This window comes from Mesorhizobium sp. PL10 (assembly GCF_053714315.1).
In genome coordinates this window covers 13,436-29,136 of the sequence record NZ_JBSKBR010000030.1, presented here as the reverse complement: position 1 = coordinate 29,136, position 15,701 = coordinate 13,436, and the positions used below count along the sequence as shown (strand labels likewise).

Annotated in this window: 13 protein-coding genes; 7 read left to right on the top strand and 6 right to left on the bottom strand. The window is 60.5% G+C overall.

From position 1 onward, the window contains the following. Positions 1–239 precede the first annotated feature (239 nt). On the top strand, positions 240–1,193 hold the full coding sequence (locus tag ACWGTO_RS28985) for a glycosyltransferase (protein WP_454578211.1): 954 nt from the start codon (positions 240–242) through the stop codon (positions 1,191–1,193). A gap of 375 nt (positions 1,194–1,568) precedes the next feature. Beyond that, on the top strand, positions 1,569–2,501 hold the full coding sequence (locus ACWGTO_RS28980) for a hypothetical protein (RefSeq protein WP_454578210.1): 933 nt from the start codon (positions 1,569–1,571) through the stop codon (positions 2,499–2,501). 131 nt (positions 2,502–2,632) lie between these two features. Here the strand turns inward: ACWGTO_RS28980 and ACWGTO_RS28975 are convergent, their stop codons facing one another. After that, the gene (locus ACWGTO_RS28975) at positions 2,633–3,793 is read right to left on the bottom strand and encodes a glycosyltransferase (protein WP_454578209.1); all 1,161 of its coding nucleotides are present in this window, start codon (positions 3,791–3,793) and stop codon (positions 2,633–2,635) included. Between the two features lie 71 nt (positions 3,794–3,864). After that, positions 3,865–5,142, bottom strand: a complete 1,278-nt coding sequence (locus ACWGTO_RS28970) for a glycosyltransferase family 4 protein (RefSeq protein WP_454578208.1) — start codon at positions 5,140–5,142, stop codon at positions 3,865–3,867. Between the two features lie 194 nt (positions 5,143–5,336). On the opposite strand from ACWGTO_RS28970, the gene ACWGTO_RS28965 reads away from it, so the two are divergent. Beyond that, the gene (locus ACWGTO_RS28965) at positions 5,337–6,467 is read left to right on the top strand and encodes a glycosyltransferase family 4 protein (RefSeq protein ID WP_454578207.1); all 1,131 of its coding nucleotides are present in this window, start codon (positions 5,337–5,339) and stop codon (positions 6,465–6,467) included. Here ACWGTO_RS28965 and ACWGTO_RS28960 read toward each other — a convergent pair. Next, entirely contained in the window at positions 6,460–7,692 is a 1,233-nt protein-coding gene (locus tag ACWGTO_RS28960) for a glycosyltransferase (RefSeq protein ID WP_454578206.1), read from the bottom strand. The genes ACWGTO_RS28965 and ACWGTO_RS28960 overlap by 8 nt on opposite strands. A 245-nt stretch (positions 7,693–7,937) precedes the next feature. Between ACWGTO_RS28960 and ACWGTO_RS28955 the strand changes: the two genes are divergently transcribed. From ACWGTO_RS28955 to ACWGTO_RS28945, 3 genes are all read left to right on the top strand, one after another. After that, positions 7,938–8,810, top strand: a complete 873-nt coding sequence (locus ACWGTO_RS28955) for a glycosyltransferase family 2 protein (RefSeq protein ID WP_454578205.1) — start codon at positions 7,938–7,940, stop codon at positions 8,808–8,810. Between the two features lie 14 nt (positions 8,811–8,824). Further along, positions 8,825–10,132, top strand: coding sequence for a polysaccharide biosynthesis/export family protein (locus ACWGTO_RS28950; protein ID WP_454578204.1), 1,308 nt, complete (start codon positions 8,825–8,827; stop codon positions 10,130–10,132). Between the two features lie 270 nt (positions 10,133–10,402). Beyond that, positions 10,403–10,633 (top strand): hypothetical protein, encoded by a 231-nt coding sequence (locus ACWGTO_RS28945; protein WP_454578203.1) that lies wholly within the window; start codon positions 10,403–10,405, stop codon positions 10,631–10,633. 12 nt (positions 10,634–10,645) lie between these two features. On the opposite strand, the gene ACWGTO_RS28940 is transcribed toward ACWGTO_RS28945, so the two are convergent. From ACWGTO_RS28940 to ACWGTO_RS28930, 3 genes are all read right to left on the bottom strand, one after another. Then, positions 10,646–11,233 (bottom strand): sugar transferase, encoded by a 588-nt coding sequence (locus tag ACWGTO_RS28940; protein ID WP_454578202.1) that lies wholly within the window; start codon positions 11,231–11,233, stop codon positions 10,646–10,648. A 376-nt stretch (positions 11,234–11,609) separates the two neighbouring features. Next, the gene (locus ACWGTO_RS28935) at positions 11,610–13,451 is read right to left on the bottom strand and encodes a GumC family protein (RefSeq protein WP_454578201.1); all 1,842 of its coding nucleotides are present in this window, start codon (positions 13,449–13,451) and stop codon (positions 11,610–11,612) included. A 174-nt stretch (positions 13,452–13,625) separates the two neighbouring features. After that, complete coding sequence (locus ACWGTO_RS28930) at positions 13,626–13,961, bottom strand: hypothetical protein (RefSeq protein ID WP_454578200.1); 336 nt, start codon at positions 13,959–13,961, stop codon at positions 13,626–13,628. A 223-nt stretch (positions 13,962–14,184) separates the two neighbouring features. Between ACWGTO_RS28930 and ACWGTO_RS28925 the strand changes: the two genes are divergently transcribed. After that, positions 14,185–15,699, top strand: coding sequence for a phosphomannomutase/phosphoglucomutase (locus ACWGTO_RS28925; protein ID WP_454578199.1), 1,515 nt, complete (start codon positions 14,185–14,187; stop codon positions 15,697–15,699). Positions 15,700–15,701: the final 2 nt, after the last annotated feature.

Sequence of the window (15,701 nt, the reverse complement as noted above, 5' to 3'; positions counted from 1 at the left end):
TACACGGGTACGTTTCCGACATAACCCGCGGAAGAAGGAGCCCAATTTGCAGGAGTGCATATGAAATAGAGAAATATTCTTCATGGCAGGTTCGCAAAAGCGTCAGATTGGGTCAGAGAACTTTTCTATCCACGGAATTGCTTGGCCCTAGAAATTTGGCTGGATCGCTCCTCGCACGGAGGGTCGCTCCCGTTCCTTTGATGACGGACCGAAATTTCCCAGATGGAGAAATCCAGTGGGTGCTGGAACGTATCGACACGCTGAGACCCGACGCCGTCATACTGTTCCACGATGCCGTGCATTTCGCTTCTCGGCTCGCTCGCAGTGGTCACAGGGTTTTCTCACTCGTTGGCCATCTCAAGCACCGCCGTGGAGCATCGCACATGGTCGCCGGCGAAAACCCCAGCGCAGACAAAATTTGGGCTGAGGAGCAGAAACTATCCCACTCGCTGAAGGCGGCAGAATGCGTCGGCTTCAACAGCATGGATGACGCCTGCTACGCCCGCGACCGGCTCGGGGTGAAACGCGTGATCCCTCTAGGAATGGGTTTCAACAATCACGAAAAGCAGCCCGGCAGCAATGACCCCGTCCTTCTCTTTGTCGGAAATGCCACAGACCCCAATCGTGCCGCGCTGTCGTGGTTCCTGTCGGAGGTCTGGCCAGCGGTTCGAACCTCTTGCGCCGCAGCAAGATTCCGGATCGTGGGAACAGCCGCCTTCACATATGAGGCTGCACCGGCTGGCGGCGTGCAGTGTGTGGGACCGTTGCCGGACCTCGCTCCGGAATATCGGCGCGCGCAGGTGGTCGTGGCTCCGCTGGTATCCGGCACAGCCGGCGTCAAGATCAAGGTGGCCGAGGCCATGTCTTACGGTCGGCCTCTCGTGACGACCTCAATAGGCGTGGACGCCGCCGACGCCCATCAGCTCGATGAGGGAGCGATTGTGGCTGATGGCGCGGCAGACTTTGCACAGGCGGTCATCGCGCTGTTGAGCAATACGGAACTCCGGCATCAGAAATCCGAGGGGACTGCGCGTGTGTTCGCCAAGCTCTTTTCCTACGATGCGTGCTATGGCCCTTTCCTATCCTGGCTCGGCGAGGCAGGCCAGGCTGCTGAAGGCAAGGCGCCATCAGAGATGGCGTACGGAGGGAGGCATTCTCGGCAAACAATACTCGACGATCAGCACTACATTTAATCTGCTTGCCGCAGCCAGGAAGAACCTTGCCTCCTCGCGGGCCAAATCGTCGATCAGCGACGCGTCGGCGTCGCCCTTTATCAAAAGGACGGCAGGCAGCGACTTGAAGATGCCGATGCCGGGCTGGCGCTTCCCTTGGAGTTCCCGGCAATGCCAAACGCCTCGCCGCAGTTTCGCGCCAGCAATCGCCGCCTCGACTGATAGGCTGCAGGGGATGCCACTTTTGGGGTAGCCCATGAAGGCGCTAAGACAAAATGCCATGCCTCGCGTCGTTCCCTACTCCGAATGAGGCGCTGTCGCCGCCGCCGGCCGACAGGCTAGCTTCTTGAGTCGGCGCATGCGTTTGCGGCAGCGCCTCCTTGCGGGGGGATTTCCATGGCAGCCTTGTTCATCGACTCGAACCACGACGACGAACAGCGTCGACGCAGGCTCTACTCGGGAGACATCTTCATCTTCTCGGCGTCGCCGACTACCGAGGCCTTGATCGCCCTCGCCAGGGAGATGCTGGAAGAGGCGTTCGCGCCGCATGACCCGCGAGCGATCCACGAGCACCTGACGGCGGAGCACGTCGCCTCGATTCTTGGCAAGACAAAGCCCACCTTCATCCATCACCCAGAATGCAAGAGGCTGATCTCTCTCATCATGGAGGAGCGCGGGATGGACCTGGAGAAGCTCTATTTCGACGTCCCAAGGATGAGATCGGCATACCCGTCCCATTTCTTGTCGTCAGGGATTGCCTATGCGTTCCACCCGCATCGCGACACCTGGTATTCTGCTCCGATGTGCCAGATCAACTGGTGGATACCGATCTATCCGCTCGATCCGGAAAACGCGATGGGCTTCTACCCTGGCTACTTCGATGTTCCGGTGGAGAACAATTCCGAGATCTATAATTACTACGAATGGAACACCAAGAACCGCGCCGACGCCGCCAAACACGTCAAGAGCGATGCCCGGGAGCAGCCGAAGCCGCAGCAGCAGCTGAACGAACAATCGCTCCGCTATCTGCCGCCGCCGGGCGGCATCATCGCCTTCTCTGGCGCGCAGCTGCACGAAACCGTTCCAAACACGACCGGAGTCGCGAGGTACAGCATCGACTTCAGGACAGTCCATCTCGATGACGTGATCGCTCACCGCGGTGCAGCCAATGTGGATTCCCGCTCCACGGGAACCACCATGCGCGACTACATCTGCGCAGCCGATGTCGGTCGGCTCCTGCCCGAGGAAGTCGTCAGACTTTACGATGACGGTACCGAAACTACCGGCAAAGTGCTCCGGTTCGGCGACCGCCTAGTCGCCGCTCAATAGGCATCATTGCGTGGTCAGCCAGTTGGCTGCCGCAAGAGAGAGTAGCGGCTGAACGAGCGGCGAGCGCGGCGCTGCCGGTTCCCATCCCCTTCCAGCCGCCGGGCCCTCATACCGGCTACAGCATCGGGATTTCAAGGTCGCAGGACTGTCGGAGAATCAGCTTTGGCGGCGTCCCGCAGCAAATCCTTCCATTGCTGCAGAAAACGATCCTTGGTTGTAGCTGACGCCATGTCGCGCAGCGCGCGACTTGTTTTCGATTTTTCCGTGGGGCTACGAAGAAGCACTTTCCGCATCGCGTGTGCAATCTCATCAGGATGGTCCGGCCGTACCTGAATGCATTTGCCTCCGACGGCTTCCACAAGGGCGCTGCCTTCGGACACGATCGGGAGCAGCCCCATATAGGCCGCCTCGAGCGCCGGCATCCCGAAACCTTCGAGAAGGCTTGGCAGCAGGAATGCCTCGGCGTTTGCATAGAGCCAGCGCAGTTGTGCGTCGGGCACGTAACCCATGAGCTTTACTCCGGCGATGGTCCTCGCGAGTTCCACGATGTCTGCATGACCGTCACCGCGCGAGCCACACAGCAGGTATTCAATACCTTGACTATGGAATCCGCCGTCTCGATACGCCTTCAGAGCGGCGATTTGGTTCTTGCGGGTTTCAAACGCGCCGACGGTCAGAAAATACCGACCGCCGATGCCCGGGGCCTTCTCGGCCGGGCCATTGAACAGTTCAGTGCGCAGATACAGGGGAATTATCCGCAGGAACCGGAAATCTGACCCGAAAAGGGATATGAACTGCTTCGCGGAGAAGTCGCTGACGAAGACGACACCCGGCTTGGCGCGGCGGATTTTCTGGTAAGCGAGTTCGTAGTTTGCGCTGGTCCGTTCGTCGTAGAGCTCGCTATGCGTCAGCGGGCCGACATCGTGGCACAGCACGATATCGTTCTTCGTCAAACGTGACCTCAGAACATAAAGCGGATCCAGAAACAGCCGAAAGCCGGGCTCTTCGATACGGTCACGGATCAGGAAAAACTCACTGTCCTGGAGCCAGTTGATCTCAAGCATCATCAGCCGCGCGGCAATCTTCCGAACCAGCCCTTCGGGAGCGAATGAACCCAGTCGCCAGTATCGGACCCCGGCCCGACCCGGGACGAATTCCCGGGTCAGATCCTTCGCGATATGATAGGCGCCGGTCCGGTTCAGGATCGACAGCGAGTTGTCGAAAAGAACCGCCCTGGGGGATGCTTCTGTGCCCGCGCCTTGCAATCTGTCCAGGTCGATCCGCTCATTCATCATGCTGCTCCTGGATTTCTGGCCACAAGCGAGACTTCAAAAAGCCATTCCTGCCTCAAACTCACATCCGTTCACTTGTCGAACTCACCGAAATCGGCGTCGACCTGCATCATGAGCTCAAGATATTTCCAGGCGATCCACCGCCAGGAATAGCTGCTTGCCCTGGTGTTTCCCTTAGTCACCAGCCATTCGCGCAGTGATGGGGTGAGCATCAGCAGGCGGACTTTTTCGGCCCAGGACTGCACATCATCGGGATCGGCATAGAGAGCTGAATCACCACAGATCTCCGGAAGGCACGCCGACGTCGATGCAATAACGGGGCAACCCGATGCCATCGCTTCGACGGCGGGTAGCCCGAAACCTTCGATGCGTGATGGGAACAGAAAGCACAGGGCGCCTTCGAGCGCCTTTTTGAAGTCGTCGTCCCCTATGCGGCCAAGCAGGACGATGTTGCCAGGCATTTCCGGGACGTAGCGCAGCACCGTGGTCTCGTCGACATCGCCCGGCATCCAGAGATCCAGGCCCATCTCGTCGAGGAGCGGGGCCAGCCTGGCGAGAAGCGCCATGTTCTTGTATTCCTGATACCGCCTTCCGAGGCAGAGGACATAGGGCCTGCCGCGGTCGATGGCCAGCGACGATCTCGCCGCATCCCATCTCTTCGCATGGTCGCTGCCGTTGTAGGTGACCACGATGTTTTCTTCTGGCGCGATGCCGAACTCCACCAGATGGCTGCGCGAGAGTTGCGAGACGGTGGTGATGCGGGCAGCCCGCCTGCCTAGCGCCGGCAGGATCAGGCGGTGTGCCCAGCGGAAACCGCGCCCGTAGCTCGACGGCATGAGTCTGGTATGCATGTCGTGGATGCACGCGATCTGGCGCCGCAGCGCGACGGGAGCCAGGTTGCAAAAGCTCAGCAATCCTCCCGGCACGTGCCAGGGCAACTGCGCCTGCACCCAGAATTGCGGCAGTCGGGGCCTGCTGAATTCGGGAACGACCCGGACGCGGATGGCATCGAGGCGGAGAGGTTCCGAAAGCGGACGCGGCACCACAAGATCGATCTCCAGGTCGCGACCGAGCGGATGCCCTTCCGAAAGGAGGGCGTCGAGGGCCATGGTCACCTCACGGGCGTAGCGGGCAACTCCGGTCGGCCGGAGCGTAGTGAAGTCTCCGTTTATCGTCCAGCGTCGTCTTGGCGCATCCTGGTCCGCCCACGCCCAGGCGGAATGCCCGATAGAGGATTGGGCAGCGTCGGCAGGCGATCTCGCCAGTGGTTTCCCGGCGTGGTGACCATTCAACCGTCCGGCCGGTCTTGGCGGTGGCGTATCCGTCGTGCCGAACTCGAGCTTGCCCATGTCACCTTCCCCGGTCCTTTCGGCGCCCAGGAGGAGACTAGCATTCCCGGGGGCACTAAGGTCCTCAGACGTTTGAGGTAGGCACAATCTCGGACCTCGCCTATCCGGATGCTCCCCGGCTAACCGGATGACCCGATGGCCATGGTGACCCGGCGTCTTCGCAGCCTCACACTGAAGGAAAAATGGGGGCCGCCATGGCACGGCGCTGGACAATCAACGGGCGTTTTCTTTCCCAGGCGACAACAGGCGTCCAGCGTTACGCGCGCGAGGTCGTGCACGCGCTCGACGCCTTGATAGCGGAACACGACCCCCTCACCCGCGGCCTCGAAGTCGGACTGCACTGTCCCCCCGGCTCCGATAAGATGCCCCTAGCTTTCATCGGACGCCGCGAGATCGGCCGCACGAGCGGCCATATCTGGGAGCAGACGCAGCTCCCGTTGTCGCTCAACGGAGGCGGACTGCTCAGCCTCTGCAACACGGGACCACTGCTTTCCCGAAAGCATATCGTCTGCATCCATGACGCAAACGTCTGGAATGCGCCGCAGAGCTATTCGCGCGCCTTCAGGAGCTTCTACAAAACGTTGCTGCCGTGCCTCGGCAAGACGGCCTGGCGCGTTTCGACGGTTTCCGATTACTCGCTGGGCGAACTAGTCCACCGCGGCGTCGTCCCCGGGCAACGGGCTTTCGTAGCCCGGAACGGCCATGAACATGCCTTGCGATGGACACCTGAACATTCTGTCAGGACACGGATGGCGGCCTCGCGGGAAACCATCGTCATGATCGGCAGTTCAGCGCCCCACAAGAATGTGGGGCTTGTCCTAAACATGGCTGACCGGCTTGCCGAAGCAGGGCTCAGGATCGCGATTGTCGGTATGTCGGATTCGCGTGTTTTCAGGTCAGGAGCGACCAGGCCCAACGCCGGGAACATTCATTGGCTCGGCCGCATTTCCGATGGCGAGTTGGCCGCTCTCCTCGGGGACTCGCTATGCCTGGCTTTCCCCTCGCTCACAGAGGGCTTCGGCCTCCCCGCGCTCGAGGCGATGGCGATAGGCTGCCCGGTGGTGGTTTCCGATCGGGCCAGCCTGCCCGAGGTCTGCGGGAACGCAGTGCTGTATGCGCCTCCCGACGACCCGGAGGCATGGTTCGACCATTTCATGCAGCTTCGCAATTCTGAAGCCCTGAGGCTGCAGATGATAGGCAAGGGTCGGGCGAGAGCTGCGACATACCGTTGGAGAGCGACGGCCTTGGGCTATCTCCAGGCGATGGCGGCCGCAGACGGCGTCGACACGGAAGCGAAGGTCGTCAGGGCTCGCGAACTCACATGATCTCGTGAAGTGCCTGGACAGCCCCGAGCGATTCCAGGATAGCGCGGTCGAAGTTCTCTTCGGAAAAACGTTCTGCGTTCCTGGCGCAGGAGCGAGGCGCGATGGCATGGATGTTCTCTTCGAACCGTTCGACTGCTTCTTTGAGATGAGCGACGGTTTGAGCCTTGAACAGCACCCCTGTCGGCTCGGGCGATGAGCCGAGGCGCCGCACAATGTCGACCGCCCCGCCGCGGCCGAAGGCGATCAGCGGCGTTCCGCAAGCCTGCGCCTCGGCCAGCGCTATGCCAAAATCCTCGCAGCCTGCAAAGACCATGGCCTTTGCGCGTGCCAGGGTGTTCACATAGTCTTGCCGGGGCAGATAGCCCGAGAACGTGATATTCGGCCCGGCAAGGGCTCGCAGGCTGGCTGACTGCTGCCCTTCGCCAACGATGACCAGCCGCCGCGACGGCATCTGGTTGAAAGCCCGGATGACGAGGTCGGTGCGCTTGTACGGCGCAAGGAAAGATGCCGAGACATAGTAGTCATGTTTGTCCTCGACACAGGGCAGTTCTGCGAGGGCAACCGGCGGGAAAACCACGCGGGCTTCGCGGCCGTAGATGTGCTGGATACGGGAGCGGACATAATTCGAATTCGCCAGCATCATGTCCGGACCGTGCGCGGTTCGCGTGTCCCACGTCCTCAAACGATGGAGCATGTACCGGTAGAGCATTCCCTTGGGGCCAAACCCAAGGTGACCCTGCTGAAGATAGGAAAACTGCTCGTCCCAGGCGTAGCGGACCGGGCTGTGCACGTAGCAAAGATGCGGTTGGTCCGGCCTGGTGATCACGCCACGCGAAAATGCGGCCGAAGACGAGATCACCGCATCGTAGCCTGTCACGTCGAACTGCTCGATCAGGAAAGGACAGAGGAAGAAGAGGGAACGGTAGAATTTCTGCACCATCGGGATCCGGTTGGCAGCGGACGTATGGAATTCCACGTCGCGGAAATACTGCTCCTTCACCTCGGCCGGCAGGAAATCGAAAAGCGTGAAGACTTCTGCATTGGCGAACTGCTTGCAGATTTGCGCCAGAACCCGTTCACCGCCCCGAAAATTCGGGCACCAGTCGTGAACGACCGCTATCTTAGCGTACCTGTCGACGCGAAGCTCCGGCGCGGCCGGCAACTCCTCGATTGGCACATCGACCTTGGCCGCGACCGTCAGATCGGAAGAACGTTCGTGGAGCATGGATTCCCTCGCACCAGCAGACCCGGCAGTCTCCATTCCACGTCATCGTCCGGGCAAGTTGTCCGATCGGCTACAGGCTGCCCCGGGCGCACGCCAGCCTAGTACTTCCGGCTGTGTGTCGTCCCACGGGAATACTCCAAAAGCCGGTGTCAGGAGGTAGGCAAGCTCATTCCGTCCCCTTTTATGCAGGCTGTTTTGCCGCTCTCGTCGGTCTAGCGTTGGTGGAACCGGAACCTGGATCGGGCATGAAACTCGTAGTGATCATCGCGACCGTCGGCCGCAGGGAACAGCTCACGCGCCTGATCGAATATCTGGGCGGCCAGACGAGAATTCCCGACGAGGTCATATTGTCGGCCCCCGACGCCGCGCATGTCGAGTTGCCAGAAAGCTGTCCTTTCCCATTGTCGCTCGTTTTCGGACCAAAGGGATCGTCTGTCCAGCGAAACACCGCTCTCGTGCCTTCCCTGCAGCGCTTCGACATCATCACATTCTTCGACGACGATTTCATTGCGTCCCCCGAATACCTGGAGCAGGTCGAGAAAGCTTTTGCGGAAAATGACGGATTGGCAGTGGTGATGGGCAGGGTCGTGAAAGACGGGGCCACGAATGCCGGCCTCACCTGGGAAGATGCCGAAGCCGCCTTGCGCGAGGCCAAGGGCAAAAAGTATCATGGACCGCTGGTGGTCGACCATGTCGGAGCTTACGGCTGCAACATGTCCGTGCGTTCCTCAATTGTGGGCGATGTGCGTTTCGACGAACGCCTCGTCCTCTATGGCTGGCAGGAAGACATCGACTTCACCAGCCAACTGAGGTGCAGGGGCCGTGTGGTTTGCGTGACCTCGATCACGGGCGTCCATCTCGGCATCAAGTCGGGGCGCACCAGCGGAACGCGGTTCGGATACTCTCAGGTCGCCAACCCGATCTACTTGATCAGGAAGGGCACCGTTCCGGCGTCTTTCGCGCTGTCCCTGATGTTCAGGAATATAGCGGCCAACCTCGCAAAGAGCCTGCGGCCGGAGCCTTATGTCGATCGCAGAGGCAGGCTTAGGGGCAACATGCTGGCGATCCTGCATGTCGCCATGGGACGGATCGAACCCGAATACATCCTGAAAATCTGACGGCGGGGAAGACAATGCGGAAATGGCTTGTGACGGTGGCGGCTTCATTGGCGGCGGCGACTGTTTGCGCCTTGCCGGCGGCGGCTGCCGAGTATCTCCTCGGACCTCAGGACAAGGTCAGGCTCAAGGTTTACGAGTGGCGCGCGTCACGCGACGTGATCTTCGAATGGACGGCGCTCAACGACAGTTTCGTTGTGGGTGCCGACGGCACGCTTTTCCTTCCGTTTGTCGGCCAGATACGCGCGCAGGGCGCCGCCCCCGGCGACCTCGCCCGCGCGATCGGCGACCGCCTGATGCAGAACATGGGCCTCGGCCGCCAACCGAATGTCGCCGTCGAGATCGTCCAGTACAGGCCGTTCTATATAGTCGGCTACGTCACGCAGCCCGGCGAGTTCCCCTATAGGCCCGGCCTGACGGTCCTGCAGGCGCTGGGTATCGCCGGCGGCCTGCGGACACACGAGGAAGACATGTCGAGGCTCGAGCGTGAAGTCATCTCGGGCCAGGGCGACGTGGGTTTGTTGGCGCTGAGCAACGTCGGTCTGCTCGCGCGCAAAGCGCGGCTGGAATCCGAACTGGCTGGCAGCGACGACATCGCTTTCCCTGAGGACCTGAAAGACAGGGCTTCCAACGAAACGGTCGCGATGGCGATGGAGCAGGAGCGCAAGATCTTCGCCGTCCGAAAGGACGCGATGACGACGCAACTCCGTGCCCTCCATGAACTCAGGGATTTCCTGGAAAAGGAACTGGTCTCGCTCGAGCAGCAGCTGACCTTCCACGACAAGCAGATCGAACTCATCCAGAAGGAACTCGCGGGTGTTTCAGCCCTTGTCCAGAAGGGTCTGGCGGTTGCGCCGCGGGAACTCGCTTTGGAGGGGACGGTCGCACAGATGCAGAGCGACAGGCTGGCTGCCGAGACCTCGCTTTTGCGAGTCAGGCAGGAGATTAGCAGGACCGACATCGAGATCCTCAACCTCGGCAACAACCAAGCCAGTGAAGTCGCCGGGGCCTTGCGCGAGACGCAGCTGCAGCTCAATGAGGTTACTCGCAAAACCGACACTGCGGTGCAGTTGCTGCACGAAACCGAGGTCACCGCCCCTGCACTGCTCGCCCTCAGGGAGCGCTCCGAAAGGGCCAAGCCGATCTTCAAGATCGTGAGGACGACGGACAGCGGCTCGGAAGAACTCGCGGCTGAGGAAACGACGCCGATCGAGCCAGGCGATACCCTGAAGATCGAGATCCCGCCGCCGCAGTCGGGCTTGGCTGCCCTACCTGTAAGTGGCGGCATTCAGGCGGAGACGATTCCGGTTCAGGGCACTAACTGATCAAGCTTGCATGGTTCGCTGCGCCCCGTTTGGCATGGGCTTCCGATGCAGAAAACGCGGCTGCTGGAAGCCGCCCAGACGGACAAAGAACATGAGGGCGTGACAGGTTGGGTCGATGCACCATCTGTGCAATGTCCCCCTCGACACTTGCCTTGCACTTTGAGGCCGCATATCAGTGAGCACACGCTCTAGGTCCCTGGATCCCTGACGGAGCCTTCCTGCCGCAGTGAGCCATCAGTCCTGCGGGCGCCACTGGAGATTTCGGTGCTCATGAGCATAATCGCCGTATCGGCAGCAGGCGTTCTGATGGGGCTGCGATTCAAGGCTCCCGCCCTGATAGCGGCGACTGCTCTGCTTCTGATCGGAAGCTTTGCCTGGAATGGCCTTGGATTACCGGGCTATGTGACCGTCACAAAATTCCTGCTCCTGGCATTCGTGTTGGCTTGCGCCTACGTCATCGGTCTGTCCTTGTCCGTCCACCGGAAGCAAAACGAACGGTAACCCATCGGGACTTCACGAAGTCCTGTCGAAGCGCAACACCGCGAAGATAGTCCTGAACAAGATCACCATGTCGAGCCAGATCGACCAGTTTCGCACATACTGACTGTCCAGCGCCACGCGGCTGGCGTAGTCCATGCTGCTTCTTCCGCTCACCTGCCAGAGACCAGTAAGTCCCGGCCTTGTCCGAAGATATTCACCCAGGTGGTCGCCGTAGCGGTTGAGTTCGTCCGTCACGATGGGCCTTGGACCCACGCAGCTCATGTCGCCGCGGATGATGTTGAAGAGCTGGGGGAGTTCGTCGAGGCTGGACTTGCGGAGCATCCACCCAAGGGATGTGACGCGGGGGTCGTTCCTGATCTTGTGGGTTTCCTCCCACTCCCTGCCGACATGAGGATTGGCTTCGAGATATGCTTTCAGAACTTCTTCCGAATTGGCAACCATCGAGCGGAACTTGTAGCAGTTGAACGGCTTTCCGCCGAAGCCGACACGACTGTGCGAGAACACCGCCGGGCCTCCTGCCGTCACTCTGATCAGCATGGCAACGACGATCATCACTGGCGCAGCAATGACAAGTGCCGTAGCCGCTATCACCAGATCCATGATCCGCTTCAGCAGACCCCCAAGAGGTGGGTTCGTCGTTCCTGCCCTGATACCGGGCGACATCTCTGCCAACACTGCTCCGGCACAGTTGTGGTCAGGCGCGGGAACAACGTGCAGGGCTGCCGTTCGGCTTTCTGCCGCCACGGGTAGAGGTGGCTGAACCCAGATTGGGGTTCCCTGATGCGACTCGAAGGCGTTCGTTGTCATGGGACGGTCGCTGTTTCGAATTGTTCCCGACACTGTTCCAAGGTCGGGGCTCGTCGGCAAGAATGGCAAAGGAGGTAGCGTCACGTTCCGGGGCTATCCCCCTAATCCCAAGGAATGATCCCCTACACGCTTTTGCGACCTTCCGAGGGACGAATACCCCTACCCCGGTTCATGCTTTGCGGCGCCTGGGCATCATCGCGCGAGCCGTCGTCAGAAGTACGCCAAGGACCGGCGTTCTGCTGGCCTGCAGCATCCTGACAAAGTCCCGCAGCGTTTCGACATGTGTCTTGCCCCACTCGGCAACGACTACGACGTTATCCAGCACCGACCCGAGAATTAGTTCGTCTGCTCCCGAGGCAAGCGTCGGCAGGTCGACAATGACAATGTCGTAGGCGGCAAGTTCGTAGGCGGCAAGGTCGCAATCGGTAAGCTCCAAGAGGAACGCCTCCATTTTGCCTGGTGTCAATAGGTGCTTGGCGTCCACAACGGAACTTGGAAGGATGTCGAACGGCCGCCCGGGGGCGCGGACGATGTTGAGCCGGACAGGGTCCTCGCAAGATCTGCCGAGGGCGCTCGATGAGCCGAGTAGCCGCCTGGTCATGATTGGTCGCCGGACGTCGGCGTCAATCACCAACGTCTTCAAGCCCGACATCGAGTAAAGTGTGGCAAGATTGCTGGCGATGGAGCTCTTCGAACTGTCGTTGGATACAGCGGTCAGCCCAAGAAACCTGATCGGCCTGCTGGTTTCAGCGAGGCCGATTTCGGTGCGTGCTTTCCTGAGGCTGTAGCTGTATTGAGAGTGCGGATACCTTGCCACTTCGTCGACGTGGCCGGTTTCCCTTCTCCTGCTGGTGGACGGCAGTTCTCCGAGGCATTCGACACCCACGTCGTCCCTGATGTGCCGTGGCGACGTTACGGTCCAGTCGAACGTTTGCCTTACAAACGAAAGTCCGATGCCGAGAATGAACCCGGCAGCAGCCGCGAAGGCCAGTAGTAACTTCGGCCTTGGAGCGCTCGGATGGCGCGGTGCGGTCGCCGCTGTGATCACCCTTGCGTCGGCAACCGGATACGACTGCTGGCTTACCGAGTTGGTGTAGGCCTGCAGGAAGCTCTCGTATATCTTCTGATAGGTCTCAGCGGTCACCTCAAGTTCTTCGAGAGTAGGCTCAGCGTTCGTCGCGCCTTCCCCATCGGCTTCACTGCCTACGCTGTAGTCGTGCCGTGACCGGAACTGCTGCGCTTTCGCCATGGCCTCGTTCATCTGGGTGCGCAGCTGCCGAAGACGCTTCTCGAGCCACGCGCCGCCTTCCTTTGCAGCGTCGGTCTTGGTTTCGATCTGCTCACGCACGAAGGCATCGGCCGTGGCGTTGGCAATCCTGGCTGCGCCTTCGGGATCAAGAGAGGTGAAGGATATCTCTATCGCGTAGGAAACGCCGACCCTGCGGACGCCGAGGCCGTCGCGGAAAATCAACATACTGCGCCGGGACTTTTGATAGTCGGTCAGCGGCGCAGTCGCTTCAGGCGCGCTTAGGCCGAAATACTCCCAAAGCGAGGTGAACCAAGCCTTTTTCCGAAGCCCGGAACCATCCAGCAGGGCAGCTCCTATCCTCCTAAACCTCTCCAGCAAAAGCGGAACCTGCGGACTGTTGAATTTGGGATCATCTACAAGTTTCAACTGGTCGAGGACCATCGCAGCGATCTTTTCCGACTGCATCACTGCGATCTGGCTTTCCACCTGGGCAGTATCCAATGACAGATTTACTTCACCGGCCTCCTGCAGGTGTTGCGGCAATTTCGGCTCGATCAGAATCTGCGCGCTGGCGGTAAAAGTCGGGTCGGTGGTCAAATTGTAGAACCCGGCCACCAAGAGGGCCGCGGCAAGACAGGCGATGATGGTTCCGACATAGCGTCGCAGAAATTCGGCTATGTCGGAGAGGCCGATAAACTCCTGGTCGGCGGAGGCCTGCTGGTCCGTTGTCGGGGGCCATTGATTGGGGAACATGCGGTTCATTCAATTCCTCCGGCAGGCGTGCGGGGAAGCCCTGCGCGCAGGCCGCCCCATTCAGGCGGTCCAAGGCATTCGGCCAATCTTTCTATTGAAAGCCAAGGCCCCGCGATCCCAGACCGCAGCGAAAGACTACGCCAGCGCCCAGGAAGGTAAATGCCGTCAATTGGCGTATGGGCGCTACGCCCCATGGGAAGGGAGAATGCGCAAGAGCCCTTTTCTCGTCCTGTCGACAAATGACATCTGCTGTTCCAGCGAGACCTGCCGTCCGCGGTTGAGCGCCAGCTTCCGCGCGAGAGCATCGATCCGCGCGGACATGTGTTCGGGCACCTCACCATTTTCCATCGCCTCCGAAGAGAACGCGGCGCAGTCCGTCATCCTTTCCACGGACGGTCGCAGTTCCGCGGATTCCTTCTCGATTTCGAGCTGAATGACCGTGAGAAGGCGAGCCAGGCGACCGAACCGCCTTTCGTCAACATTCTCTTGGAACGCGAACCTCAATGCGGCCAGCGGCATCTTGCAGCCCACCCTTGTCGCCAGCGCCCGACCGGGACGCACCTTCCCAGAATACAAGCCCCCCGTGCTTGGACGAGACATCCTTTCGGCCGTCGGCATGCATGCTCCTATTGGATGAGGGCGCGCGTGCCAGGGCGTTGGGGCTACTCGAATTCATGAAGGGGCCCGCGTCCGGCGGCGTGCTACGACTGTTGCCCGAAATTGCAGAGCGGAAACGGCGATCGTGAACATTGTCGGCCAAGCCAAGCCAAACACATTTACCTTCGAAACCAGTGCTCTCATCAAAGCCACTGGCTTCCGGGAATACGACGCGCGTTGGTGGTTCGGGCATCCCGGCTCAGACAGGGAGCCCGAACTCAACCTGATGGGCGTGCAGGCTATCGGCATGGGGCTCGGCACCTTGATCCGCCGAATGGGTGTCGGCCCGGACATCGTCACCGGCCATGACTTCCGTAGTTATTCCATGGCCATCAAGATGGCGCTGGTCTCGGGCCTGATGGCGGCCGGCGCGCGCGTCAAGGACATCGGTTTGGCACTATCTCCCACTGCCTACTTCGCCCAGTTCGCACTCGACGCTCCGTCGGTGGCCATGGTGACGGCCTCCCACAATGAGAACGGCTGGACCGGAGTGAAGATGGGCGCGCAAAGGCCTCTGACATTCGGGCCAGAGGAGATGACAGCGTTGAAAGCGCTCGTGCTGGACGGCGATTTCGATCTCATAGGCGGGGGAAACTATGAATTCGTGCCAGGATTTCGCGAGAGGTATATCGAAGACCTGACCGCCGGAAAGAACCTCGGTCGAAAGCTGAGGGTGGTGGCTGCCTGCGGCAACGGCACCGCGGGCGCTTTTGCGCCGCAGGTGCTGGAAGGCATCGGCTGCGAAGTGATCCCGCTGGACGTAGAGCTCGACCACACCTTTCCACGCTACAACCCCAATCCCGAAGATATGCAGATGCTACATGCTATCCGGGACAAGGTTCTGGAGGCGGGTGCGGATGTCGGGCTCGGCTTCGACGGCGACGGCGACCGCTGTGGCGTGGTCGACAACGAGGGTAACGAGATATTCGCCGACAAGGTCGGCGTCATGCTGGCGCGAGACATTTCCGGGCTGCACCCGGAATCCGCCTTCGTGGTCGACGTCAAGTCGACGGGACTTTTCATGACGGACCCCGTTCTCGCGCAAAATGGTGCAAGGACGGATTACTGGAAGACCGGTCACTCCTACATCAAGAGGCGCGTCGCCGAACTCAACGCCATAGCTGGTTTCGAGAAGTCAGGTCATTTCTTCTTCAACCCGCCGATCGGACGCGGCTATGACGACGGGCTCCTCACCGCGATCGCCATCTGCGAGATGCTCGACCGCAACCCGGGCAAGGCAATCGCCGACCTCTACCGTGAGCTGCCGTTGACCTTCGGCACCCCAACGATGTCGCCCCACTGCCCCGACGAGGTGAAATACGGGGTTGTCGCGAAAGTTGTCGGGGAATTCACAAGAATGAAGGGGGATGGGATCGAGTTCGCCGGCCAGCCGCTGGCTGATCTCGTCACAGTGAATGGGGTGCGTGTCGTTGCCCGGGACGGCACGTGGGGTCTGGTCAGGGCCTCGTCGAACAAACCGGAAATTGTCGTCGTGGTGGAAAGCCCCGTGTCGCCGGAGCGACGTCGCGAGATGTTCGAGGCTCTCGATGCGGTGCTGCGCCGCAATCCAGAGGTCGGAGTCTACAATCAGACATTCTGAGA